This window comes from Catenovulum sediminis, from assembly GCF_007289895.1.
GTDB lineage: Bacteria > Pseudomonadota > Gammaproteobacteria > Enterobacterales > Alteromonadaceae > Catenovulum > Catenovulum sediminis.
Genome location: NZ_CP041660.1, coordinates 1406027 through 1431895 on the forward strand (window position 1 = coordinate 1406027; position 25869 = coordinate 1431895).

General features: G+C 42.0%; 18 protein-coding genes and 3 rRNA genes. 8 read left to right on the plus strand and 13 right to left on the minus strand.

Translation table 11 applies throughout. From position 1 onward, the window contains the following. Window positions 1–14 precede the first annotated feature (14 nt). Window positions 15–998 (minus strand): PilZ domain-containing protein, encoded by a 984-nt coding sequence (locus tag FNT16_RS05585; protein ID WP_185976700.1) that lies wholly within the window; start codon window positions 996–998, stop codon window positions 15–17. Window positions 999–1526: 528 nt separating this feature from the next. On the opposite strand from FNT16_RS05585, the gene FNT16_RS05590 reads away from it, so the two are divergent. Genes FNT16_RS05590 through FNT16_RS05600 form a run of 3 tightly spaced genes read left to right on the plus strand, consistent with a single transcriptional unit; the run spans window position 1527 to window position 5499 of the window. Beyond that, on the plus strand, window positions 1527–2705 hold the full coding sequence (locus tag FNT16_RS05590) for an outer membrane beta-barrel protein (RefSeq protein WP_143870608.1): 1179 nt from the start codon (window positions 1527–1529) through the stop codon (window positions 2703–2705). Next, window positions 2702–3220: a polysaccharide biosynthesis/export family protein gene (locus tag FNT16_RS05595; protein WP_143870609.1), complete on the plus strand. Its 519-nt coding sequence runs from the start codon at window positions 2702–2704 to the stop codon at window positions 3218–3220. The genes FNT16_RS05590 and FNT16_RS05595 overlap by 4 nt, the downstream gene beginning before the upstream one ends. Further along, the gene (locus FNT16_RS05600) at window positions 3220–5499 is read left to right on the plus strand and encodes a GumC family protein (RefSeq protein WP_143870610.1); all 2280 of its coding nucleotides are present in this window, start codon (window positions 3220–3222) and stop codon (window positions 5497–5499) included. The genes FNT16_RS05595 and FNT16_RS05600 overlap by 1 nt, the downstream gene beginning before the upstream one ends. 9 nt (window positions 5500–5508) lie before the next feature. Here the strand turns inward: FNT16_RS05600 and FNT16_RS05605 are convergent, their stop codons facing one another. From FNT16_RS05605 to FNT16_RS05625, 5 genes are all read right to left on the minus strand, one after another. Beyond that, window positions 5509–6213 (minus strand): HAD-IA family hydrolase, encoded by a 705-nt coding sequence (locus FNT16_RS05605; protein ID WP_185976701.1) that lies wholly within the window; start codon window positions 6211–6213, stop codon window positions 5509–5511. Window positions 6214–6228: 15 nt separating this feature from the next. After that, on the minus strand, window positions 6229–7116 hold the full coding sequence (gene xerC / locus FNT16_RS05610; protein WP_143870612.1) for a tyrosine recombinase XerC: 888 nt from the start codon (window positions 7114–7116) through the stop codon (window positions 6229–6231). Between the two features lie 8 nt (window positions 7117–7124). Continuing rightward, entirely contained in the window at window positions 7125–7823 is a 699-nt protein-coding gene (locus tag FNT16_RS05615; RefSeq protein WP_143870613.1) for a DUF484 family protein, read from the minus strand. After that, the gene (gene dapF, locus FNT16_RS05620; RefSeq protein ID WP_143870614.1) at window positions 7820–8650 is read right to left on the minus strand and encodes a diaminopimelate epimerase; all 831 of its coding nucleotides are present in this window, start codon (window positions 8648–8650) and stop codon (window positions 7820–7822) included. The genes FNT16_RS05615 and dapF overlap by 4 nt, the downstream gene beginning before the upstream one ends. 112 nt (window positions 8651–8762) lie before the next feature. Then, complete coding sequence (locus tag FNT16_RS05625) at window positions 8763–9779, minus strand: retropepsin-like aspartic protease family protein (RefSeq protein WP_143870615.1); 1017 nt, start codon at window positions 9777–9779, stop codon at window positions 8763–8765. A gap of 249 nt (window positions 9780–10028) precedes the next feature. Between FNT16_RS05625 and cysE the strand changes: the two genes are divergently transcribed. Further along, the gene (cysE, locus tag FNT16_RS05630; protein ID WP_143870616.1) at window positions 10029–10865 is read left to right on the plus strand and encodes a serine O-acetyltransferase; all 837 of its coding nucleotides are present in this window, start codon (window positions 10029–10031) and stop codon (window positions 10863–10865) included. Between the two features lies 1 nt (window position 10866). Here cysE and FNT16_RS05635 read toward each other — a convergent pair whose 3' ends face one another. The 3 genes from FNT16_RS05635 to FNT16_RS05645 are packed head-to-tail and all read right to left on the minus strand — an operon-like array spanning window position 10867 to window position 12851. Further along, complete coding sequence (locus FNT16_RS05635) at window positions 10867–11349, minus strand: YajQ family cyclic di-GMP-binding protein (protein ID WP_143870617.1); 483 nt, start codon at window positions 11347–11349, stop codon at window positions 10867–10869. 40 nt (window positions 11350–11389) lie between these two features. After that, window positions 11390–12160, minus strand: coding sequence for a class I SAM-dependent methyltransferase (locus FNT16_RS05640; protein WP_143872882.1), 771 nt, complete (start codon window positions 12158–12160; stop codon window positions 11390–11392). Next, entirely contained in the window at window positions 12153–12851 is a 699-nt protein-coding gene (locus tag FNT16_RS05645; RefSeq protein ID WP_246072383.1) for a DNA-3-methyladenine glycosylase I, read from the minus strand. The genes FNT16_RS05640 and FNT16_RS05645 overlap by 8 nt, the downstream gene beginning before the upstream one ends. A 182-nt stretch (window positions 12852–13033) precedes the next feature. Between FNT16_RS05645 and FNT16_RS05650 the strand changes: the two genes are divergently transcribed. The 3 genes from FNT16_RS05650 to polA all read left to right on the plus strand — a co-directional run bounded on the left by FNT16_RS05650 (window position 13034) and on the right by polA (window position 18463). Then, window positions 13034–13570 carry a YfiR family protein gene (locus FNT16_RS05650; protein ID WP_185976702.1) on the plus strand — a complete coding sequence of 179 codons (537 nt, stop codon included), beginning with the start codon at window positions 13034–13036 and terminating at the stop codon, window positions 13568–13570. A 4-nt stretch (window positions 13571–13574) separates the two neighbouring features. Beyond that, on the plus strand, window positions 13575–15254 hold the full coding sequence (locus FNT16_RS05655; RefSeq protein ID WP_143870619.1) for an ATP-binding protein: 1680 nt from the start codon (window positions 13575–13577) through the stop codon (window positions 15252–15254). Between the two features lie 464 nt (window positions 15255–15718). Beyond that, window positions 15719–18463, plus strand: a complete 2745-nt coding sequence (polA, locus tag FNT16_RS05660; RefSeq protein ID WP_143870620.1) for a DNA polymerase I — start codon at window positions 15719–15721, stop codon at window positions 18461–18463. A gap of 413 nt (window positions 18464–18876) precedes the next feature. Here polA and rrf read toward each other — a convergent pair. The 3 genes from rrf to FNT16_RS05675 all read right to left on the minus strand — a co-directional run bounded on the left by rrf (window position 18877) and on the right by FNT16_RS05675 (window position 23816). Beyond that, window positions 18877–18990, minus strand: a 5S ribosomal RNA gene (gene rrf / locus FNT16_RS05665). A 164-nt stretch (window positions 18991–19154) separates the two neighbouring features. Next, window positions 19155–22029: ribosomal RNA gene (locus FNT16_RS05670) — 23S ribosomal RNA — on the minus strand. Window positions 22030–22288: 259 nt separating this feature from the next. Continuing rightward, window positions 22289–23816, minus strand: a 16S ribosomal RNA gene (locus FNT16_RS05675). The 16S, 23S and 5S rRNA genes sit together here, the layout of an rRNA operon. 510 nt (window positions 23817–24326) lie before the next feature. Between FNT16_RS05675 and FNT16_RS05680 the strand changes: the two genes are divergently transcribed. Further along, a complete protein-coding gene (locus FNT16_RS05680) occupies window positions 24327–24878 on the plus strand; it encodes a gamma carbonic anhydrase family protein (RefSeq protein WP_143870621.1) in 552 nt (183 codons plus the stop codon). A gap of 67 nt (window positions 24879–24945) precedes the next feature. On the opposite strand, the gene aroE is transcribed toward FNT16_RS05680, so the two are convergent. Next, complete coding sequence (gene aroE, locus FNT16_RS05685; RefSeq protein ID WP_143870622.1) at window positions 24946–25752, minus strand: shikimate dehydrogenase; 807 nt, start codon at window positions 25750–25752, stop codon at window positions 24946–24948. Between the last annotated feature and the right edge of the window lie 117 nt (window positions 25753–25869).

A 25869-nucleotide genomic window follows, 5' to 3' on the forward strand; every position in this document is an offset into this window, starting at 1 on the left:
TACAAATGAAGCCGTTACTCCGCAAAATAGTTAAACAGTGTTTGTAGCACAATGAATTCATGCTCGCTCATCAATGAAAAGCGAATACTTAACCTCACCTGCTCGTTAAAGCGCTCACCCAAGCGCTCACCCAAGCGCGTTAAATGAGCGTTTAATGCTAACACTTGTGTTGGATGCTGTGTCTCTAGCTTCACTGTTTTCGGCAAAAACAAGCGAATATTTAGCGGTTCAGCAGGGTTTAAACGAGCGAGTTCAACATCACTGATTAAAACGCTTAAGCCAGCAGTACTAAAGTCTCGCGTGACTTTTTCAGTTATCCAATGGTCTTGACACAGCTCAACTCGAATACTCGCTTCAATTCTATCAAAATCCCGCCGCTCATCAGGGAAACTCGCCTGAAAACCTTCATCCAAGTCAAACTTGAAGCTGGATAACATCAAGTTGACAACCTCAGAAGAGTCAACTAAATCATATGCAAAAGAACTGACTAAAGCTTTATCAAAATCGCTGCTCGTAGTGTGGCCAGCCTGACTTTGATTAACCGTTTGTGGCAGGTCTTCGTGCTGACTCACTTCAGCAACCTGCTCAGCGGAATAGCTTACCTGTCTGAGCTGGCGTTTTAGCGTTGATATAGTAATCGCTAATGCCAGCGACATTTCATTAAAGCTATTGTCGAGACGTTTTAGAATTCCTAATTCTGATTCGGGAAACTTCGGATAATTAATCGATAAATCTCCGCGCGCGATCGCTTCAATCCGTGCTGTTAAATTATCCAAACGCCGGCACAATGGTATATGTAGCGACCACCAATAAACAACCGGTATCAGTACCAAAGCCACTAAACTTAAGCCAGTAAAATATTGGATCAGGTTATTATGATGCTGAATCTGATCGTGGATTCTTTCTGTTTTAATAAGATATGCTTGGGTATCCAATTGCCCTTTCTGATGCTCAATCCTCTGCGCAAACTGCTTGCTAGATTGATAAAGTAACTCCATATCTGCATTCACTTTTTGGGTGTACTTAATCCAAAAAAATGAACAGAGCAATACAATAAAAAACAACGAAAATAAAAAAGTTGAAGTGCGCAAACTAACGTTGCGCGTCAAACCTGTAATCATAAGCAATATTATATAGTTAGTGCGATTAAGAATACTTAATGAGCATCATTCAATGTAGTCAAATTAACTTTCAGACTCAGTATAGCCAAAAAAACACGTAATGCAGTCATAATTTACAGTTTAATTATCATTGCAGCCGCCAAACAGAACAATAAGCAACTCGATAATTTAAAACTTTATATAAGATAAAAGCCGCCTGCGCTGGTCATCTAGCCATTAGATGTTAAAAAACAGTATAAATACATGAGAGTATCGCTAAACAGCCAGAAAATAACGCTAATCTCATGCAAAAATGTTAATTTTTCTTTGCAACCGTAGAGGGGCACGAGTACAATCTGTGAGCAATGACCGAATGTTTAATGGCAAATATCGCACATATACATATTGGAAAAACTGAAGTTTCGTATGCTCAATAAGTCACGCGTTAGAACAACATTATATACCATCGCTCTGCTGGCCATTTGCCAACAGTGCTTTGCAGCGTCTAAAAAACTTGTTGAATCACAATTTGTTACTGGCTTTAGTGACAACGTACTACAAAATGATGAAAACGTATCCAGCCAATATTATATTGTACGAGGTACACTCAACCTAGAAACACAACTGAGTCAATTTAAATTAGTCGGTTCAGTCAATGGGGCACATCAGGCATTTCGCAAGCAAAACAATCTAGAACTAAACTCAGTAACATCAAACGCGAGTGTAAAATGGCAGCCCACTAGCCAACAATCTGTTGATTTAAATTATCAAGCTAGCCAGATTGACGAAGCGCCTTGGTTGGGGATCCGCCGCGACGATGTTTCAAGCGATACAATGGAGCCCGCTAGTTTCAACGCATACACAACTCAACTGGTATATCAGTATCAACCCGCTTCAGAGCGTGGCCTTGTTGTGGCTGCTTTCTGGAATCAACATAAACAAACCTATCAACAGCAAGATCAAGTTGCGCAAAATAACAGCAAAATAACCAACTTGTACAATGGTAAGTTAGGTTACCAATGGCGTGCAGGCCGCCATATATATCTTAGCTACCAAAACACCTCACTCGACTACCCAAGCGCATTCAATAACAATAGCGCCAGTGATATCTGGGCGATAGGGTTGAGTTGGCAGGCAACTGCGATCACCGGCTTTGACCTGAGTCTGGGACAAGAACAGCGCCAGTTTGATAATGCATCTTTAAATAATAAAAACAGTGAATACTGGTCTGTTAGTGCTAGCTGGGCACCGAAAACCTACTCAACTTTTAAGATTAGCACTCAACAAAAACAACATAGCAGTGATTACCTAAACTCAATATTGCAATTAGACACAAACTATCAGATATCTTGGCAACACACTTGGGGGAATGGCTTGCAATCCGAGCTTAGCCACAGCCAATTAAATTCTGAGCAGCTCGATGGGCAGCAGCGGATAGAAAAAAGACAACAAACATCGCTCAATTTAGCTTACAAAATAAACCGTGCACTGGCGTTCTCTATCGACTTGAGTACAGTTAAAAATACAGATAGTCGTTTACGTCGAAATTTTGATGAGAACAAACTTGCCGTTAACCTCCAGTTTAATTTTGGAGGTCGTAGTTGATTAGAATAACGCTGAGTTTGTTGCTAATCTTCTGCTGTTTTAATAGCTATGGCAGTTTATCTGATTACCGATTAGCAGCTGGAGATACAGTAACTATCCACGTTTATGGACAACCCGACTTAACGGTGACAACCAAGTTAGACAAAAGTGGAGTGGTAAAATATCCATTTGTCGGCGAGGTGATGTTGGTTGATAAAACCACAACTCAAGTCAGTGAATATATTACAAATGCGCTTAAGCAGGGCTATTTAGTTTCACCTGACGTACATGTCTTTGTTTCTGAATACCGCCCGTTTTACATTCATGGCCAGGTCAGAAAACCTGGCGGCTTTGCCTATCAACCAGGCTTAATTCTATCAAAAGCAATAGCTTTGGCGGGCGGTTTAACTGAGCGTGCGTCTAATCGATGGTTATTGAAGAGACAATCTATCAAAGGTAAAGAGATAATCGAAGCACAAGAAGATACCGAAATTATGCCCGGTGACATCATTACCGTAGAACAGAGCTTCTTCTAATGACTGAAACGACGCAACGAGACGATGAAATAGATTTAAATCAATTGTTTGCCCTGTTGTGGCGAGGCAAATGGTTTATTGTATTGAGTGTCGTTTTGTTTACCGCTTGTGGTTATATATATGTGCAAAATGCGGTTAAAATTTATAGCGCGACCACCAGCCTTCAGGTTGGCTTTGATCAAGGAAACGTCGTCTCCATTGATGAATTATATGTCATGGAAGCGCGCACAAAAGAGCACTACAACACGCAAATTGAGATGTTAAAGTCACGCAACATGTTACGTCGTGTGGTTGAGCGCCTGAATCTGGATAATTATAAACTCAACCACTATCCACGTCCTCCAATCTTAACACACCTACCTCAACTAGCGCCTTGGATATATCCACCGATAGCACAATCAACAAACGGTGATCTTGCTATCCAGTTACAATCTATGATTCAAATCAGCCAAGTTGCCAGTAGTCAGTTGATTAGCATCACCGTTAAAGCCAAAGATCCTGATTTGGCCGCACAAATCGCCAATACCTTAGCTGATGTTTATATGGATTTTCACAATGACTCCAGACAAGCAGTGAACGATAATGCGGCAGAATGGCTGGTCACCGAGTTAGAAAGACTGAAACGAAAGTTAAGCGATGCAGAAGCTGAGTTGCAACGCTTTATGGAAAATAACAACTTGGTTGATCTGGCCGGCGTTTTAAGTTTAAAAGCAAAAGATGTAGAAACCTATGCGGCTCAACAGCTCGCCGCGCAAAAACAAATTGATGAATTAAAAGTTCAGTATCTGGCCATTCAGAATGTCACCGACCCTATGTTACTGCTAAGTTCATCTGCGATTAAACCCAGTGCTTTGGTTGAATCAACGCAAGCGACTTTATCTCAACTTAAAAGGAAGTTGGCAGAAACTGCTTTGGTGTATGGCCCTAAACACCCTAAAAGAAAAGCCGTGATCGAAGAAATAGACACGACAGAGCGGATGTTGAAAGAACAGGTGCAATCATTGTTGCGCGGGGTCGAACAAAAATATTTAACCGCACACGAAAATTTGGAAAAGATAAAATCTAACTTTATCGTGGCGAAAACGGATTATCAGCAACTGAGAAAATCACAAAGCTCTTACCGTCAACTTTTACGAGAAGTTGAGGCAAGTCAGGAACTATATGATACGTTTTTAAAACGCTTGCAAGAAACGAAAGCCACTAAAAATATGCAAAAGGCATTTGCCCGCATATTGGATTACGCCATTGCTAACCACGCGCCAGTCAGTCCGAAAAAAGCCCTGATAGTTGTGTTAGCATTTTTGCTAGGTGGCATGTTGGCAGTGATGCTTATTTTTGTGGTTGAATTTAAACGCAAAGGTTTGCGTAATGCCGAAGAAGCGTCTCAATATACTGGACTACCTGTTTTAACCGAACTACCTAAAGTAAAATGCAGACGTGAATCAACTCATCAAATTGAGCATGACCAGTTATCGCAAAATTCATATTACGTTGAAGCCATGCGAACGCTACGTACTCGTTTGAAATTGCAGCATGCCGATAAAAAAATTATCGCAGTGACCTCAGCCATGCCGGGTGAAGGTAAATCATCTATCGCCCTGCATTTGGCGAAAGCTTTTTCTGAATTAGAAAAAGTGTTAGTGATAGACGCCGACCTGCATAAACCCTCAATGGCGAGTAAGTTAGGTTTATTAATCACCCGCCCGGGTTTAGTTGAATTAATGTCTGGCCAATTTAAGCTTGCTTCTTGTCTACATAGGCAAAAATCTTTAGGTTATGATGTGATCACCGCCGGCACTAAGTGTGAAAATCCAACCAAGTTATTACTCAGTGACGACTTCGCCAAGTTGTTAAGGGCTCTAGCTAAGCACTATGACAGAGTGATTGTAGAAACCGCTCCGGTAAACCTCGTTTCTGATGCGCAAGCTATCGTTAAAGCAGTAGACGGAATCGTTTATATTGCCCGAGCAGAGAAAACACCACGTGGTTTGGTCAAAAATGGAATTGATATCCTGGCGCAAATGCAAGCGACAAATTTAGGCATGGTATTGAATCAGGTAAATTATAAGTTATCTCGCTATCAATACCGTCAGTATATCAATGTGCCAAAACCCGTTGTACCTGTTTCAGACAAAGTCATCTCTTTAAAACCAAGATACAACAAAGAAGAATTAGAAGAGATTAAGCTCAAACAAAAAGAGTTACTGGCGCAGTACAATGAGTTACAAAAAAATAAAAAAGCACCTAAGATGCGACCTTTATTACGAAAGAAAGGATAAAGGTGCACATCAGATAATCAATTTGTTTAAATCGGCATTTGACTGATACTCAAAGTGAGGCAAAGTTACACCGCTAAATTTATGATTAGCGGGATTAAACCAACCCGCCTGCATACCCGATTTAATGGCACCTCCGACATCAGTCGTCACACTATCACCGATATGCAAAATATGATGCAACTCAACCTGACACAGCTGGGCTGCGTGGTTAAAAATATCAGCGTGAGGCTTCATCAAGCGCCCGTTTTCGGGTCTCACTACATGTTCAAAAATACCTTTCAGACCAATCAAATCAGGCTCAGCATTACCATTTGTAATAGCGATTAACCGATAATGTTGCTTTAAAACTTTAAGATATCCAAGCTGTTCATCAGTAACTTTAAAAGCATTGCGAGATTGATAAAAGGTTTGGTATGCAGCTTGTGACAGTATATCAGCCTGTTCTACTTCATACTTTTGGTATAAATGGCATAAAAACTGACGTCTCAATGCAGATACATCATGTGCCAGCGTACTGTTTTTGCTGGCATATTCTTGTTTTAATCTCATCCATTGTGCAAGAGTAAGCGGCTGATGCGTAAAAAGCTGTTGATTGACCAATGCCAGTAACGTACGTTCGGCTTGTAAAATAACCGGAACATTGTTGTACAGAGTATCGTCTAAATCAAAACTAATAACCTGTGGTTTTTGTAGTCGTTTATAAAACTTTATCAACAAAGGCTCCTCTATTTATTTTTTCTTCGCGCGTGGGTGCGCGCCATCATACACTTTAGTTAAATGAGCGAAGTCTAGGTGTGTATATATTTGTGTCGTCGATAAATTTTTATGCCCTAACAATTCTTGCACGCCTCTTAAATCCTGACTGGATTCGAGCATATGTGTTGCAAAAGAATGCCTGAGTTTGTGCGGGTTAAGATGCTGACTAATAGATTGCTCTACACCCGCTTTGCGCATTAACTCACGGATATAACGATCGCTAAGACGATTCCCCCGTGAAGATACAAATAATGCATCCTTTTCGTGTTTTATCATGCGTAATCGAATATTTAACCAGTTTTTTATTTTATCCAACGCAATTTGAGTCACGGGTAACTTGCGTTCCTTTTTACCTTTACCCAAAACAACTAGGGTTTTCTCTTGCCAATGAATATCATCCACATTCAATGATGATAATTCAGCTAACCTTAAGCCACTGCTATACATTAATTCCATCATGGCGTTATCCCGTACCTGTAAATCAGAGGCATCAGGTGGTAATTCCAGCAATCTATGTATCTGGTCAACATCGAGGTTTTTAGGTAGGCGGCGAGCCGCTTTAGGTGCACTGATGAGGTTGACAGGATTATTTTGTAGCCAACCTTGTTTAATAGAGAATTTACAAAATGCCCTAAGAGCTGACAAGCATTGTGCAATACTGGCCGGTGATAATTTTCTCGTTTGGCATTGCACTAACACAGTCCGCACAAAGTCTACGTCTAGCTCGCTAAACGATTGAATAGGTACGAGTTTTAATGAAGACTCTATCTGTCGTTGATAACTTTGCAGTGTCTTCTCAGACATCTGTTTTTCATTCATTAAATAGCGATAAAAGTGTTTCAGCGCTTCTTTTATCGACATACACGCACCTAGCTTTCAATTTGTTCAGAAGAAAAATCTAACAATAGGCGGTTTATCAGCTTCACCATAGGTGCCAGAAAAATCGTGTCCATATCGCCCTGAAAGTGCTGCTCATCTATGCTGCCAAAAGCCAATATTCCTAAATCTTTTTGCCCGCCTAAGCGAATTAACGCAACAGATTTAATCGCTTGCTCCTCTTTAAAAAACAAAGCCAGCTCCTGTTTTTTTAAACGACCAAAATAATAGTCATCACGCGCTAAACGCTGCAACAATACTTCTTGGTATAAATTGCGCGGCTCAACTAAATTGGCAGCATGTTCATCGCTTCCTGCGATAAACAACACCAACTTCATACCATCTAACTGGATTTGTTCTAACAAGATCGCTCGCAACAAATAGATCATTTGCTTGCTGTCTGGGCACTCTAATAAGGCCATATACAAATTGATAAAGGCACGGTAGATATTTTCATTACGCTTTGCGGTTGTAATTAGCCGTGCAATATCCAGCTCCTGACTTGCGACCTTGTCGCGTAATAATTGTTGCTGACGTTCAATCAATGAAACAACACCTTGAGTGTCATGACTAATGACCATCTGACGAAGCAACTCTGGATGACGCTGAAAAAAGTCAGGATGTTCTGCTAGATAAGCGACCACATCTTCTTCTGTGGTATCAATTAGTGGAATTTGTTCGTTATCACTCATATATTAATTTGTCCGTCAAACACGTGTTCAGCAGGCCCAGTCATTTTAACGGGTTGACCTTCGCCAAACCAGCTAATCGATAGTTTTCCTCCCGGCAAACTAACTTCCACAGTATTGTCCAGTTTACCTTGTAAAATACCAACCACCACAGCCGCACATGCCCCCGTACCACAGGCTAAGGTTTCACCCGAGCCTCGCTCATAAACTCTGAGTTTAATTGCCCCTCGGTTAATTATTTGCATAAAACCAATATTCGCTTTTTCCGGGAAGCGTTCGTGGCTTTCCAGCTCAGGGCCCAAAGTATCTACCGGTGCTGTGTCAACATTTTCAACGGTCAGAACACAATGCGGGTTACCCATAGAAACTGCACCCGCCAGTACATTCTGTTGGTTGCATTGCAAAATATAGGTTTTTTCTTGGCTATTGGCTTTAAACGGAACTTCGTTCGGCGCAAGTTTAGGCACCCCCATATTAACGGTTACTTGACCATCTTTTTCGATAAACAAAACGATATTGCCGCCTTTCGTACTGACCGCAATTTTATTTTTATTGATCAAACCTTTTAGGCGGACAAATCGCGCAAAACAACGCGCACCATTACCACACTGTTCAACTTCGCTGCCATCGGCATTAAAAATGCGATAATGAAAATCGATTTCGGGATCGTACGGGGCTTCAACCACAAGCAATTGATCAAAACCAACACCGAAGTTACGGTTGGCCAGTTTTGCGACTTGTTCGTTAGAGAGAAACACATTTTGGGTCACGTTATCGACAACCATAAAATCGTTGCCTAACCCGTGCATTTTAGAAAAATTTAGCTGCATTGAAACACTGCATTTTGTACTTAAACTATCAATCTGTACAAAATACAAAGTATTCCAGTATCAGTCGAGGTTTTTACTGAATAATATTGGATTTATTTTAATTCTGGAGAATTTAACGGGCTTTCAAGTTCAATATGCTATTTTCTTGATCTAAATTAAATTCAAACAGGCTGAGAAAGTTCATGCCTAACAAACCATCCGCCATAGCAAAATCTGCACGACTGATCACAGCAAGCGTAAAATCATTGAGTTGTACTGGTCCAAGTTGGAAACGATTTACTTTAATGATATCTGCCTTAACTATGCCACCCGCTGTATTCATCTGTTGCGAGCCGATAAAGGTGTACTGATAAGGTTGTAAATATCGTTCGACATAGCCTTGACTAACGGTCGTGTAGCTGGCTCCGGTGTCTAACATTAACTGAGCGGCTTGCTCGTTGATCAAAGCTTCCACTAAAAAATGCTTACCATGCGGCTGTAAATCTATACTGATTTGCTGTTGTGTCACTATTTGCAGTCTAAGTGCTTCTACCCGGTTTTGATAATCTGGATTGTCCGCTAAATAAACCAACAGATTTTCGGCTAGCTGTTTTTCCTGCAATGCAATATAAGCTTCGGCCAAGGCCAAAGTATATTCGGCGTTGTCATCTTGATACCAATGCATCAACTCTAACAAATCAACAGCTAGCGCCCAATTATTCTGCATTTTGAGCTGTTTAAACTTAGCCAACACAGCATCTTGCATGTATTGAGCCTCACGTTGCCAAACCTCAGTGTCCCAAAAATCTAACGCATTGCGGTAAACAATTTCAGCGGCTTCCTCAAAATTATCCTGACTAACAGCATAACGGTATTTTATTAACCATTGTTCGCCTTGCAACAGCGGTATATTTGCATATTCCTCAATGTAGGGCGCGAGATTATTATTACCCGCATCTATTAGATGCAGTACTTGATGATTCCAAGCATTTAACATATCAAGTGCCAAATTCGCATCTTGCTGGTGAAGTTGCGATAAAGTTTGAAGGGCTTCGCTGAATGCGCGTTGGGAGAATAAATCGCTTGCCTGCTGAGCTAATGGATTCGATGATTTTGAATCATCAATTCGCCCGATATAGCTGACGTTCATGTTAGATTGCTTCGTTAACGCAGTTTGCCACTGAAGATATAAATAAACGTTTAGCACAACTGAGAGTAATGTAAATAGTAGCCATATAAAGCGCACGATTATCAACCTCCCGTTTGTGTTCAATGTTTATTTGGCAGCTTATCGTTAAAAAAATATTCTCTCAAGCAGATTTACGCATTCCTTGACTTGATATAACCCGCCCGAACCCCTATTCTGCAAAACTAATTGGAAAAAAGTATTGGCGTATTTATGCTCAGCAACGAAGTTTGGTCGGTCATGCAAAATGAAGCAAAACAGATGGCCGAAGCAGAACCTCTTTTAGCAAGTTACATCGACAAATGTATATTGCAGCATCAAAGTATGGATGTCGCTGTTGCATTTGTACTGGCGCAAAAATTAGCAGACGATGTGATGCCACAAACAAAACTTTGGCAACTGTTTACCGAGTTTTATCAGCAACAGACAGACATTCTTGAAGTGGTGGCTTTTGATATTCGTGCAGTTTTTGAACGAGATCCAGCGATCCAATCTTATTTAACAGTTTTGTTGCACTTAAAAGGCTTTCAGGCAATTCAAGTACACCGCCTAGCACACCATTTATGGAACCTAAAACGTAAAGACTTAGCTTTATTTATCCAAAGCCGAAATAGCCAAGTGCTCGCGGTCGATATTCACCCAGCTTGCCGTATGGGAAAAGGGGTGATGTTTGATCATGCAACGGGGATTGTGGTAGGTGAAACAGCGGTCATTGAAGACAATGTTTCGATATTACAATCGGTCACGCTAGGTGGTACGGGTAATGAAAGTGGCGATCGACATCCGAAAATCCGGCATGGCGTAATGATAGGGGCTGGTGCAAAAGTTTTAGGTAATATTGAAGTGGGTTGCAACTCAAAAGTGGGCGCAGGTAGTGTTATTTTAAAAGATGTCCACCCACACACGACTGTTGTGGGTGTACCGGCTAAACAAGTCGGTATTCCTCGCTGTGCAGAACCTTGCCGTTCGATGCAGCAAAATATATTTGACGATTCGCAAGAGCCAGAGCCTTCGCAAGAGCGCTCCCTTGCCGCGGAATCTGAAACCTAAACTAGTCTCTGAAATTAGTAAACTGAAAAGGCTGGCCCAAGTCAGCCTCTCTAACTAACTGCATGACTTGTTGTAAATCATCTCGTTTTTTGCCCGTGACCCGCACCTGCTCTCCTTGAATCGAGGCCTGCACTTTTAACTTGCTCTCTTTTATCAACTTAACCAGTTTTTTAGCTGTCGTTGTGTCGATACCCTGAACAAAGGTAATCACGTTTTTTACCAGCTTGCCTGATTGCTCCATTTTCCCTGTTTTCACCGCTTTGGGATCTAAGTCTCGTTTAGATAACTTATTACGGAATATATCTAACATTTGATCGAGCTGAAATTCAGCTTCTGCATGAATTTTTACACTTTCATCGGCATAAACGAATTCAGCATCAACACCTCTGAAATCAAATCGAGTAGAGAGTTCCCGCTGCGCGTTTTCGCAAGCGTTGCGGGCCTCTTCAATATTTACTTCGGTCACGATATCAAATGATGGCATAATTTATTTTTTCACTCCTCTATTCAAATCTTTCATAAAATCAGTTCTGTATTAGATATACATCAAATCTATGTTTTTTCGACTTTAAACTAACATCGGGTGCTTGTTGGTTTAAAAAACCCGCATAATCAGGCCGTTTGACAACCACTCTTTGTTTAGCAATCGTCAATGCGGCCGGTAACAAGTTATCAGCATCTGAATCGGCCCCCACTAAACTTTGAAATGATTTCATTTCTTTTTTCACTGCTGCTGATTTTTTCTTGTGCGGAAACATAGGATCTAAATAAACCACATCGGGTTGGTGCTTTATATGCGCCGCCAACCAACCAACATCTGCTGAGTTACCATGCATAAAGTCAAGGTGCTGTTTAGCCCAATCGCCAATTTCTGCATCTCGCAAAGCACGCTGTATACCATCAAACAAAAGCGCAGCAACAACCGGGTGGCGCTCTAAGTAGCAAACTTGGCATCCCATAGAAGCTAATACGAAACCATCTCTACCTAAGCCAGCAGTCGCATCCAAAACGCTAGGTCGATAATTTGCTTTAATACCCACGGCCCTTGCGATCACTTCGCTTTTAATACTGACTTGCTGCCGACGATAAACGGCCGATGCGCCGGTAAAATCAACCCATATCGCCCCCTGCTTCGGTAAGCTGGTTTGTATTAAACGCAAACTCCCTTCTTGCCATATCAATTGAAATTCATGGTTCGAATGGTTATTTACAGACAAAGAGAAACGCTCTGCTAGCGCATTGATATAAAGGTTGTTTGTCTCGGTACTGATAATTGATGTATTAGGGTCAGGCATTTTGTATTCCGACATAATTATCACCGACGCTGTAGGCGATTGTTTGGCTAATTTGTTGCAAATCGTATCCTGATTCTTGTTGCCAGTGATTGAAGCATTGCTGAATTTTTAACAAACTGCGTTTACTCGACAACCCGCCTTCGATTAATTTATGCGCGCGAAAATAAGCCTCTACATCTTGCGTCAACAGAAAAGTATCGATGCCTAGCGCACGTAAACTATAAGGCCCCGTGTTGCCGCCTAAGCGACAACCATGCTTTTTTAAATATAACCACAATTCAATAATCGAAGTTTTAGGCCATTCAGCTAAAAATTTAGCAAATGAGTGCCCATGTGCTTGCTGCACATCATTAATCATCAACGCATTTTCATAGATTGACATCACCTTTTTAGCATTGCGTATAATAGCTGGGTCACTTGCTTTTCGCTCAAGCATGTCGGGCGGCATCAACAAAACTTTCTGAATATCGAAGTTGAAAAAGCTGTCTTCAAACGCAGGCCATTTTTGTTCAACAACTCGCCAAACAAACCCGGATTGAAATACTTTTTTACTGAAAGCGGATAATACTCTATCGTCGGTCAATTCAGCTATTTTATGAGACGCAGGTGCTGCAGGCAACAATTGCTCTAGCATCAATTTGCCACCTTTTCGCTCAAGCGCTCGTTGATAAATATCACTGAATTTTTCCACAAAGTCTCCTTTAAGAGGGATTATCTTTTACGGCTTAAATCATATAAAACAAAAAACATAAGATAACAGTTTTAAATAATGAATATTGACCGCGATGAATGGATGTTTGTTGTCTAATTAACACATTCTCGCTAAGCTAATAAATCAATTATTGCACGTCACAAATTATAACAAGGTTCTCAGTGTCTTATATTGTTTTTCGTAGACTAAAATTTATATTGCTGTGCTTACCCTTTTTCAGTCAAGCATCCGATATCAGTCAAGTTGAAAGCAGGTTTTTATACTGGACACTGCAGCATATAAATTGGGATGCCTCTGTCGGCAATGGCCCGTTAACTTTTTGTGCATTAACCACAAGTGACTATAGTAGTGTACATACCTTGGCAAACTATCAAAGTGTCCGCAGCGGTCAATATTTTTTGGAGTTTGAGTTTTTTAAGGAAATTGAGCCATTAGTCAATTACAAAGTAGAACATGGCTGCCACCTGTTTTATTTTGAAGCCATATTTGACAATATGAATATCCAAAACATTTTGCAGTCCGCGAAAAGACAAGGCTTTCTGACAATAGGGCAATCCGAAAAGTTTGTACAACAAAACGGCAATTTAGCGTTTATAAAAAAAGAGAACAAGTTGATCTTAATGACCAACGCGCCAGACGAAGAAGCTAAATTTAAATTTTCTGATATTTTGCTTACACATCCCGTATTAGGTAAATAATTTAATGGCTAAATATTTTAATCTTCCAGCATGGGTTGTGCTCCTTGTCGCAATTTCGATAGGTACTTTTGCAGCAATATCGGGAAAAAGCTTACTGGCAGATAAAGAAACGGAAATTTGGTTACATCAATACCTAAAAAACGATAGTGGCAAGTTTGTCGATGTGATGCTTAAAGCTTTTAGGCAGCCACTTACGCAAATCAATTTGATGGCAAAATTCATTAGCGTGCAGCCGACACTCACCCCAGAAGAATATAATGCACTTGTACTAGCTACAATGAAAGATACGGATTATCAATACCATCCTATATCTTTGGCTGCATTTCAAACGACTGAGCAAAGATTGCAGCATCTTTGGTCTTACGGAATTGCAAAAGATCTGACTCAAGATCAACTCCAAAGTACCCTGAATAGCTTACACAGAGCTGCGACTAAATACGTCAATCAATTTGTCTACTTAAGTGATAAAAGCCACGATCTACTATACGTTGCCAAGCTCGTCCAACAACAGAACAACGAATTTTTATTTGTCAGTCAGTTGGATAGCGCATTATTAGAAACGGCACTACATCTACAAGCATGGCCAAAAAACATCGATATTGAAGTACGTCTATCAACGAGCCAAGAAAATATTCATTTATTAAGTTGGCAGTTCGGTGAAATAGCCAATGCTCTATCTCCATCCGTTCAACTAAAAGGTTCTTTGCATCAGCTAGATTTTGTAATCGATACTGCAGCGAATGGTTTTTATCCAACACCGGTATCTCACCATGCTAGCAATAAATTATTTGGTCAAATAATCTTTTTTACCCTTATTCTCTGCTTGCTAATCGCGCTACTAATATTCAAAGAATATAAAACCACACAGCGAGATAAAACCCTTGTTGAAAAGTTAGAGCAGACACAAGATCAGCTTACTCAAGCTCAACAAAACATAAAACGTACCGCGCGCTTAGCCATTATTAATGATATGGCGCCCATTGCAGCTGCCGAAATAACACCTGCTATCACTCAGTCAATAAAAGCCATAGCTTCTTTAGAAGAGCGTACCGTTAATTTAAAAGCTAAACTGGAAGGCGGAAAAGTTACTAAATCATTGGTTTCTAATCACTTAGACAATGCATTACAACTCGTCCGAATTTCATCTTCGCAATTAATGTCAGCAGCCGAGTCAACATACAACCTAGAGCAATTTGCCAATGACCTAGCTGATGATCCAGTTCGAAAAATCAACTTACAAATTCATGTAAATGTCATTAAGAGTACTTTTCAAAAAACCTTTAAACATAAAAAGGTCAAGTTTATTGAAAATATCCCTGCCGACATCGAATTAAACACTCATTCTGGCTCATTGACCCATATGTTATGCATACTCTTTAACAATTGCATTGAGCATGGCTTTAATGGTAAAACGGATGGCATCATTATGATAGAGGCTTTTGTTGATAGAAAAACTCAGAATATCAACTTACGGTTAGAAGACAATGGCGTTGGCATTGCTGAAGATAAAATAGAACAGGTGTTAATCAGTGAAAGTAATGATGCGCACTCAGGTTTAGCTTTAGCCTCTTTACTTGTGCAAGAAAAACTGGCTGGTCAGATACAGATAAAAAGTAAAGTCGGTAAATTTACTAGAGTTACAGTTAGCCTAACATCTGATTTAAGCAAGCAAAAAAGAAGGTAACATAGCGATTACCTTGTCATATAAAAAGCTGTAAATAGAAGTCATATACGATCCAAACTAGTTAATATCTTTACGCCTAAGTGATTAATTTTACTCTATATAATTTTTATTCATTTGCTAATGAGAATTAATGTTATAAAAAACCTAGATCTTTAGCCAACAACAGCGTAAATTGTCTGCCACGTTTTGTTGTATGCTTTTTGACCTTTAAAGTTATTCACGAAACTATCCACATTAACGAAGACATAATACAAACAACAAATAGAATAATAAAATACAAATAAAACAATAAGTTAATTATAAAAAATCTTAATTTTATTCGCTGATAGTAAAGCATCAAATGATTTTTCAACAAAGTTATCCACAATTCACGCAATTTATTTTGTGGGATAGCCTGCGCGCGTTAATCCAGTATAATGCAACCATACACTGACCTCCTGATAAAAGAGATATCAAAGTTTACTATGACTCAAATCCCTGAAAACCCACTTATTCTTGTTGACGGTTCATCCTATTTATTTAGAGCCTTTCATGCGCCGCCGCATCTAACCAACTCTAAAGGTGAGCCTACAGGTGCGGTTTATGGGGTTGTTAATATGTTACGCAGCCTCATTAATCGTTTCAAGCCAACCCAGATGGCGGTTATTTTTGACGCTAAAGGCAAAACCTTCCGCAATGACATGTACCCTGAATACAAAGCAAATCGCCCACCTATGCCTGATGATTTGCGCATTCAAATAGAGCCACTGCATAAAATAATAAAAGCACTTGGCTTACCTTTAATTTCAATAGAGGGTGTTGAAGCGGATGATGTAATAGGTACTTTAGCCAAACAGGCAAGCGCACAAAATCGCCATGTTTTAATTAGCACCGGTGACAAAGATATGGCTCAGCTTGTTAATTCTCACGTTACGTTAATTAACACGATGACAGATACCATATTGGATGAAAAGGGTGTGCATAATAAATTTGGTATTGGACCAGAACTTATCATCGACTACCTCGCACTGATGGGAGACAAAGTAGACAATATCCCTGGCTTGCCGGGTGTTGGCGAAAAAACGGCTCTAGCAATGTTACAGGGCATCGGTAGCATGGCAAAGCTATATGAAGATCCCGAAAAAGTTGCGACTTTGTCTTTTCGCGGCGCTAAAAGCATGCCGAAAAAGCTCGTTGAAAATGAAAAAGAAGCGAAATTATCCTATGAGCTAGCGACTATTAAAACAGATGTAGAATTAGATATTGCCTTTGACAAACTAGATATTGCTTCACCTGATCAATCACAGTTAATCGAACTTTATAAAGAAATGGAATTTAAACGCTGGTTGTCTGATGTCATTGGGCAGTCACAAGAAAAGGTAGCGGAGAGCGAAGTTGAAAAAATAGCCGAAAAAGTCGATGCCAATTACAGTTGTATATTAGATAAAACCGAATTCAATTTATGGTTGGCCAAATTACAAAAAGCGGAATTGATCGCGTTTGATACAGAAACGACATCTTTAAATTACATGCAAGCTGAAATTGTTGGTGTTTCTTTTGCGATTAAGCCAGGAGAAGCAGCTTATGTACCTGTTGCACATGATTACACAGATGCACCCCAGCAGCTTGACAGAGGTTGGGTATTAGCGCAGTTAAAACCCCTTTTAGAAGATCCAAACAAATCTTTCGTTGGCCAAAACTTAAAGTATGACAAACATGTACTAGCCAATTACGACATTGACTTGCAAGGTATCGCCCATGATTCAATGATCGAATCGTATGTCTATAACAGTGTTGGTACTCGCCATGATATGGATAGTCTAGCGTTAAAATACTTGGGGCATAAAAATATCAGCTTTGAAGAGATTGCCGGAAAAGGCGCTAAACAGCTTACTTTCAACCAAATCCCATTAGAAACCGCTGCACCTTATGCGGCAGAAGACGCTGATATTACATTGCAATTACACCAAAAGTTATGGTCTGAGCTCTCAAGAGATGAAAAACTCAAAGAGGTTTACCAAACTATTGAATTGCCGCTCATTCCTGTCCTCAGCAAGATTGAACAAAATGGCGTTTTAATTGACAGCTATCAGTTGTCACAACAGAGTGAAGATATTTTAATACGCTTAGCAGAGTTAGAAGCGAAAGCTTATGATATTGCCGGAGAAAAATTCAATCTTGGCTCAACCAAACAACTGCAACAAATTTTGTTTGAAAAGTTGAATCACCCTATCATTAAAAAAACGCCAAAAGGCGCCCCTTCAACAGCAGAAGAAGTGTTACAAGAACTTGCGCTAGATTATCCCTTGCCAAAAGTGATTATAGAATATCGCGGATTAGCAAAATTAAAATCGACTTATACTGACAAACTACCGTTAATGGTTGCCAATAAAACCGGCCGTGTACATACCTCATATCATCAAGCTGTTACTGCAACAGGTCGTTTATCCTCTACTGATCCAAATCTGCAAAATATTCCGATTCGAAATGAAGAAGGCCGAAAAGTCAGAAAAGCTTTTGTCGCACGCGAAGGCTACAAAATTATGGCGGCCGATTACTCACAAATAGAACTCAGGATCATGGCGCACTTATCTAATGATGAAGGTCTACTCAAAGCATTTTCTGAAGGTAAGGATATCCACAAAGCGACAGCTGCCGAGGTATTTAATACTCCATTGGATGAGGTAAGCGCAGAGCAACGCAGAAGCGCAAAAGCCATAAACTTTGGTTTAATCTATGGAATGTCGGCTTTCGGACTCTCCCGACAACTTGGTATTCCACGTGGCGAAGCGCAGAATTATATGGACTTATATTTCGAAAGATATCCAGGAGTCTTGAAATACATGGAGACAACCCGTGCGTTTGCAGAAGAGCATGGCTATGTTGAAACAATCTTTGGCCGCAGATTACAGTTGCCTGATATTAAAGCTCGCAATGGCGCTGTTCGTAAAGCAGCAGAGCGAGCGGCTATCAACGCCCCCATGCAAGGCACGGCTGCCGATATCATTAAATATGCGATGATAAAAGTAGATCAATGGATCAAAGAGTTAAACAACCTAGATGTTGTAATGATAATGCAAGTTCATGATGAATTAGTTTTCGAAGTAAAAGATGAATTTGTAGAACAAGCTAAACTTAAAATTCAGGAAATTATGCAAGATGCTGCAAAATTAAATGTTCCTTTGCTTGTCGAAGCTGGAGTCGGTGACAACTGGGATCAAGCACATTAACCATGTGAGAGTATTGGGCGGATTGTAGGTCGGCGTGTAGGTTGGCCTTTAGGCCAACAAAGGCATATTGCGCAATGACTGAATTTAGAGCTGTCGCCCTAAAGGACGGACCTACACTGCAGTGAAACTTATAACTAAAATGTAGATCGCAGCTTTGGCTCGACGTGTAGGTTGGTCTTTAGGCCAACATGAAAGATACACAATAGTCGAACTAAACATCGTCGCCCTAAAGGGCAGACCTACACTCGTAGCTCGTAGCGCGTAGCGCGTCAAAATCTTTGATCTCTAAACGCAAAAAGCCCATCTCTTTTGAGATGGGCTTAATATACTTTTATCAGTTGATAATACTTTTTGATTAATTTTTATTACTTTGTTTTTGTCTTAATCTATTTTATCAACCAATCTAATTTGAAGCCTGGCAGTGTGCTACTCTCACATGGGAAACCCCACACTACCATCGCCGCTATTGTGTTTCACTTCTGAGTTCGAAATGGATCAGGTGGTTCCACAATGCTATCGCCGCCAGGCATAAACTGTCACCTGAATGGATTCAATTACATCGCAGTGCCACAGATGACAAAGCGCGATGCTTGATTTCCAGTCAAGTCTTAATCTGGACTGTTTGTAGTAAAAAATTCTCATGCGCTCAAGCTTAATCTTTATATCCAATCCAATAAACATTCGGCGTTGTATGGTTAAGCCGCACGGGCAATTAGTATTGGTTAGCTCAATGCCTCACAGCACTTACACATCCAACCTATCAACCTCGTAGTCTACAAGGGCCCTACAGGACCTTAAAGGTCTGTGACAACTCATCTCGGGGCTCGCTTCCCGCTTAGATGCTTTCAGCGGTTATCGATTCCGAACTTAGCTACCCGGCAATGCTATTGGCATAACAACCGGAACACCAGAGGTTCGTCCACTCCGGTCCTCTCGTACTAGGAGAAGCCCCCTCAATTATCAAACGCCCACGGCAGATAGGGACCGAACTGTCTCACGACGTTCTAAACCCAGCTCGCGTACCACTTTAAATGGCGAACAGCCATACCCTTGGGACCGACTTCAGCCCCAGGATGTGATGAGCCGACATCGAGGTGCCAAACACCGCCGTCGATATGAACTCTTGGGCGGTATCAGCCTGTTATCCCCGGAGTACCTTTTATCCGTTGAGCGATGGCCCTTCCATTCAGAACCACCGGATCACTATGACCTGCTTTCGCACCTGCTCGACGTGTCTGTCTCGCAGTTAAGCTGGCTTATGCCATTGCACTAACCGTACGATGTCCGACCGTACTTAGCCAACCTTCGTGCTCCTCCGTTACGCTTTGGGAGGAGACCGCCCCAGTCAAACTACCCACCAGGCAGTGTCCGCATCCCCGATTAGGGGACTACGTTAGAACATCAAACATACAAGGGTGGTATTTCAAGGATGGCTCCACAACATCTGGCGACGCTGCTTCATAGCCTCCCACCTATCCTACACATGTAGGTTCAATGTTCACTGCCAAGCTGTAGTAAAGGTTCACGGGGTCTTTCCGTCTAGCCGCGGGTATACGGCATCTTCACCGCAATTTCAATTTCACTGAGTCCCGGGTGGAGACAGCGTGGCCATGATTACACCATTCGTGCAGGTCGGAACTTACCCGACAAGGAATTTCGCTACCTTAGGACCGTTATAGTTACGGCCGCCGTTTACCGGGGCTTCGATCAAGAGCTTCGCTTACGCTAACCCCATCAATTAACCTTCCGGCACCGGGCAGGTGTCACACCGTATACGTCATCTCTCGATTTTGCACAGTGCTGTGTTTTTAATAAACAGTTCCAGCCACCTGGTTACTTCGACCACCTCTCGCTCCAGTCGTTAAGACTTTCACAATAACGTGGCGTACCTTCTCCCGAAGTTACGGTACTATTTTGCCTAGTTCCTTCACCCGGGTTCTCTCAAGCGCCTTAGTATTCTCTACCTGACCACCTGTGTCGGTTTGGGGTACGGTTCTTAATAACCTGAAGCTTAGAAGATTTTCCTGGAAGCCGGGCATCAACTACTTCAACACCTTAGTGTCTCGTCTCGTATCTCAGCCTTAGTGTTCCGGATTTGCCTAGAACACCAGCCTACTTACTTTCACTTGGATAACCATCACCAAGCCAGTTTAGCCTTCTCCGTCTCTCCATCGCAGTTATTAAAAGTACGGGAATATTAACCCGTTTCCCATCGATTACGGCTTTCGCCCTCACCTTAGGGGCCGACTTACCCTGCCCTGATTAGCATGGGACAGGAAACCTTGGTCTTTCGGCGAGGGGGTTTTTCACCCCCTTTATCGTTACTCATGTCAGCATTCGCACTTCTGATACCTCCAGCAAACTTCTCAGTTCACCTTCAACAGCTTACAGAACGCTCCCCTACCACTTGAACTTACGTTCAAATCCGCAGCTTCGGTTGCTTATTTAGCCCCGTTACATCTTCCGCGCAGGCCGACTCGACTAGTGAGCTATTACGCTTTCTTTAAAGGGTGGCTGCTTCTAAGCCAACCTCCTAGCTGTCTAAGCCTTCCCACATCGTTTCCCACTTAATAAGCATTTGGGACCTTAGCTGGCGGTCTGGGTTGTTGCCCTCTTCACGATGGACGTTAGCACCCACCGTGTGTCTCCCGGATAGCACTCTACGGTATTCGGAGTTTGCAAAGGGTTGGTAAGTCGGGATGACCCCCTAGCCTTAACAGTGCTCTACCCCCGTAGGTGTTCGTCCGAGGCGCTACCTAAATAGCTTTCGGGGAGAACCAGCTATCTCCCGGCTTGATTAGCCTTTCACTCCGACCCACAAGTCATCCGCTAATTTTTCAACATTAGTCGGTTCGGTCCTCCAGTTGATGTTACTCAACCTTCAACCTGCCCATGGGTAGATCGCCGGGTTTCGGGTCTATACCTAGCAACTCTACGCGCAGTTAACACTCGCTTTCGCTACGGCTACCCTATTCGGTTAACCTTGCTACTAAATATAAGTCGCTGACCCATTATACAAAAGGTACGCAGTCACAGAACAAGTCTGCTCCCACTGCTTGTACGTACACGGTTTCAGGTTCTATTTCACTCCCCTCACAGGGGTTCTTTTCGCCTTTCCCTCACGGTACTGGTTCACTATCGGTCAATTGGGAGTATTTAGCCTTGGAGGATGGTCCCCCCGTCTTCAGTCAAGATAACACGTGTCCCGACCTACTTAATACGTGATGAATGAATCTTCATATACAGGGCTATCACCTACTATGGCTGAGCTTTCCAGCTCATTCTACTAATTCATTTATCATCGGCTCTTCCCCTTTCGCTCGCCGCTACTTAGGGAATCTCGGTTGATTTCTTTTCCTCGGGGTACTTAGATGTTTCAGTTCTCCCGGTTCGCTTCTTACACCTATGTATTCAGTGCAAGATACCCTAAAAGGGTGGGTTGCCCCATTCGGAAATCTGTAACTCATGCGTCTTTTATCGACTCGTCACAGCTTATCGCAGATTAACACGTCCTTCATCGCCTCCAATTGCCAAGGCATCCACCGTGTACGCTTAGTCACTTAACCATACAACCCGAATGTTTATCGAATCGTATCATTAAACGCTTTTACGTTGATTGAATACTATGGTCTTACTTGATTAAACCGTTTTTTTAACGCATTTAACTTTTTACTACTGTCCAGATTTTTAAAGAGCGTAAAGCTTAAAAGCTTTAAGCAATATGTTTAGCCTGTAAACACATGACTTAGCGCTTTTGCACTTTTCTTTATTATCAGTAACCGTTATTTATCTGTGTGAACACTCTGCATATTTAAATAGCATCGTTAAGGAGGTGATCCAGCCCCAGGTTCCCCTAGGGCTACCTTGTTACGACTTCACCCCAGTCATGAACCACAAAGTGGTAAGCGCCCAATGTTAAGCTACCTACTTCTTTTGCAGCCCACTCCCATGGTGTGACGGGCGGTGTGTACAAGGCCCGGGAACGTATTCACCGCAGCATTCTGATCTGCGATTACTAGCGATTCCGACTTCATGGAGTCGAGTTGCAGACTCCAATCCGGACTACGAACAGCTTTAAGGGATTCGCGTACTCTCGCAAGTTAGCTGCCCTCTGTACTGTCCATTGTAGCACGTGTGTAGCCCATCCCGTAAGGGCCATGATGACTTGACGTCGTCCCCACCTTCCTCCGGTTTGTCACCGGCAGTCTCCTTAGAGTCCCCAACTTAAGGCTGGTAACTAAGGATAAGGGTTGCGCTCGTTGCGGGACTTAACCCAACATTTCACAACACGAGCTGACGACAGCCATGCAGCACCTGTCTCACAGTTCCCGAAGGCACTTAAGCATCTCTGCTTAATCCTGTGGATGTCAAGGGATGGTAAGGTTCTTCGCGTTGCATCGAATTAAACCACATGCTCCACCGCTTGTGCGGGCCCCCGTCAATTCATTTGAGTTTTAACCTTGCGGCCGTACTCCCCAGGCGGTCTACTTAGCGCGTTAGCTTCGTTACTCACGTCTTAAAGACACAAACAACAAGTAGACATCGTTTACGGCGTGGACTACCAGGGTATCTAATCCTGTTCGCTACCCACGCTTTCGCACCTCAGTGTCAGTAATGGGCCAGGGGGCCGCCTTCGCCACCGGTATTCCTCCAGATCTCTACGCATTTCACCGCTACACCTGGAATTCTACCCCCCTCTCCCTTACTCTAGACTGACAGTTTTGAATGCACAGCCGAGGTTGAGCCCCGGTTTTTCACATCCAACTTATCAATCCACCTACGTGCGCTTTACGCCCAGTAATTCCGATTAACGCTTGCACCCTCCGTATTACCGCGGCTGCTGGCACGGAGTTAGCCGGTGCTTCTTCTGTCAGTAACGTCACAGATAATGGGTATTAACCATCACCCTTTCCTCCTGACTGAAAGTGCTTTACAACCCGAAGGCCTTCTTCACACACGCGGCATGGCTGCATCAGGGTTTCCCCCATTGTGCAATATTCCCCACTGCTGCCTCCCGTAGGAGTCTGGGCCGTGTCTCAGTCCCAGTGTGGCTGACCATCCTCTCAGACCAGCTAGAGATCGTCGCCTTGGTGAGCCATTACCTCACCAACAAGCTAATCTCACTTGGGTTCATCTCGTCGCAGGAGCCGAAGCCCCCTTTAACCCGTAGGTATTATGCGGTATTAGCCATCGTTTCCAATGGTTATCCCCCACAACAAGGCAGATCCCCAAGCATTACTCACCCGTCCGCCGCTCGACGCCTGAGAGCAAGCTCTCATCGTTTCCGCTCGACTTGCATGTGTTAGGCCTGCCGCCAGCGTTCAATCTGAGCCATGATCAAACTCTTCATAGAAAGTTTTAATCTTTGTCTCAATCTTACTGATTTAACATTCTGAATTAACAGTAGTCACTTCACTAGATTGAATATTTTGTATCTATTCAAACTATGCGAGTGCCCACACAGATAAATAATAAGGTTACTAATTTTTAAAGAACGTTTTCTGAAGTTCGAACCGTTAGTCCGTTTCAGTGAGGCGCGTATCTTACGCTTCTCATTTTCGTTGTCAAGCCTTTATTTATCTCACTTTCGTTTGATGTTTTGCTTTTCAACTTTGGCGCTTTGAGTTGGCTTTTAAGCTGTTTGCTTGTTGCCGTGTCGCTGCGTTGTGGGGGCGCATTATAGGGACTAATTAAAACCCGTCAATGCTTTTTATCGATTTATTTCAGTTTTTTGTTCGTTCGATTAAATATCCTACAAAGTGCTTTTTATATGTACTAAAGTGAATACAAATAAGGTCAAATTCATATTTATTTTGTATATTTACCTTTTTCCACGTTCCAATAGTTAAAAAAAGGATTGTTCATGTCCAATCTCCGCCCTTTTAATAAAGTTCACCCCGCCATCGCTGATAATGCATATATAGATGATAGTTGTGTATTGGTCGGGGATATCGTCATTGATCAAGACTCCAGTGTTTGGCCCCTAGTCGCTGCAAGAGGAGATGTTAACTATATAAAAATAGGAAAAAGAACAAATATTCAAGATGGTAGCATCTTGCATGTGACTCGACGCACTAGCAATAATCCGGAAGGTTTCCCGCTTATCATAGGTGATGACGTTACGGTCGGTCACAAAGCGATGCTGCATGGCTGTTACATTGGAGATAGAGTTTTAATTGGGATGGGCGCTATTGTATTAGATGGTGCAATTATCAATGATGATGTCATGCTTGCTGCTGGCAGCCTTGTCGCGCCAGGTAAAAAACTCGAGTCTGGTTATTTATATGTGGGCAGCCCAGCTAAACAAGCTAGAGCATTAAACGAAGGTGAAATCGCATTCCTTAAACAATCTGCGCAAAACTACGTAGAATTAAAAGACCAATATTTAACGATGCAACTACCGACCGAACTTTGACAGCAACCATCTAAATTTTTGCGCTTTGGTCAATCGGCCTCCTATATATAGAGGCCGCTAACTGATGTTAATTTCTGAGTAATTTGATAACAGGTTCAATTTCTGGCTTTACACCTCGCCAAACCAAAAAGCTTTCAGCTGCTTGACCAACCAGCATTCCCAGTCCATCAAGCGTTAACGCCACACCGTTGTCATTTGCCCAAATATTAAAACGCGTAGCCGAATCACTATATACCATGTCATACGCCACCGTATTGGATGAAAATATCTTTGCACTGACAGGCGGCAAACCACCCGTTAGACTGGTTGACGTTGAATTTATCACAATATCAAATGCAGATTGTATATCGCTAAATTCTTCCGCCTCTATACGACCAAAGCTTGCAAATCGCTGTGCTAACGCTTGTGCTTTGGATAAGGTACGGTTGCAGATAACCAGCTTTTCCGGCTTTTCGTCTAGTAATGGTTTAAGCACCCCTCGCGCAGCACCACCCGCGCCAATCAACAATATTCGTGCGTCACGCAGATTGACATTATTGAGATGAAAATCAGCCACTAAACCAGCGCCATCTGTATTATCAGCCAATAATTTGCCATCCTTATCGACTGTTAAAGTGTTAACCGCTTCTGCCAATTGTGCGCGTTCTGATAATTTATCAGCCAGCTGAAAAGCTTGTTGCTTGAATGGCATGGTTACATTACAACCTTTGCCACCTGAAGCTAAAAATTCATTCAGCCTCTCCTTAAATTTATCTTCTTCGGCGAATATAGCCTCATAACTCAGCTCTTGCTGAGTCTGTCCTGCAAATGCCCGATGGATTAAAGGCGATTTACTTTGCACGATAGGGTTACCAAATACGGCGTATTTATCCATAATCACTGCTAATTTTTATCTAGATTTAATTTCCGCTAGTATACTAAGCAAAACTCATGCGGCAAAATAACTATGTAACTTTTTCACAAGCCTTTGTTAAGTGGCATAAAAAGTCGC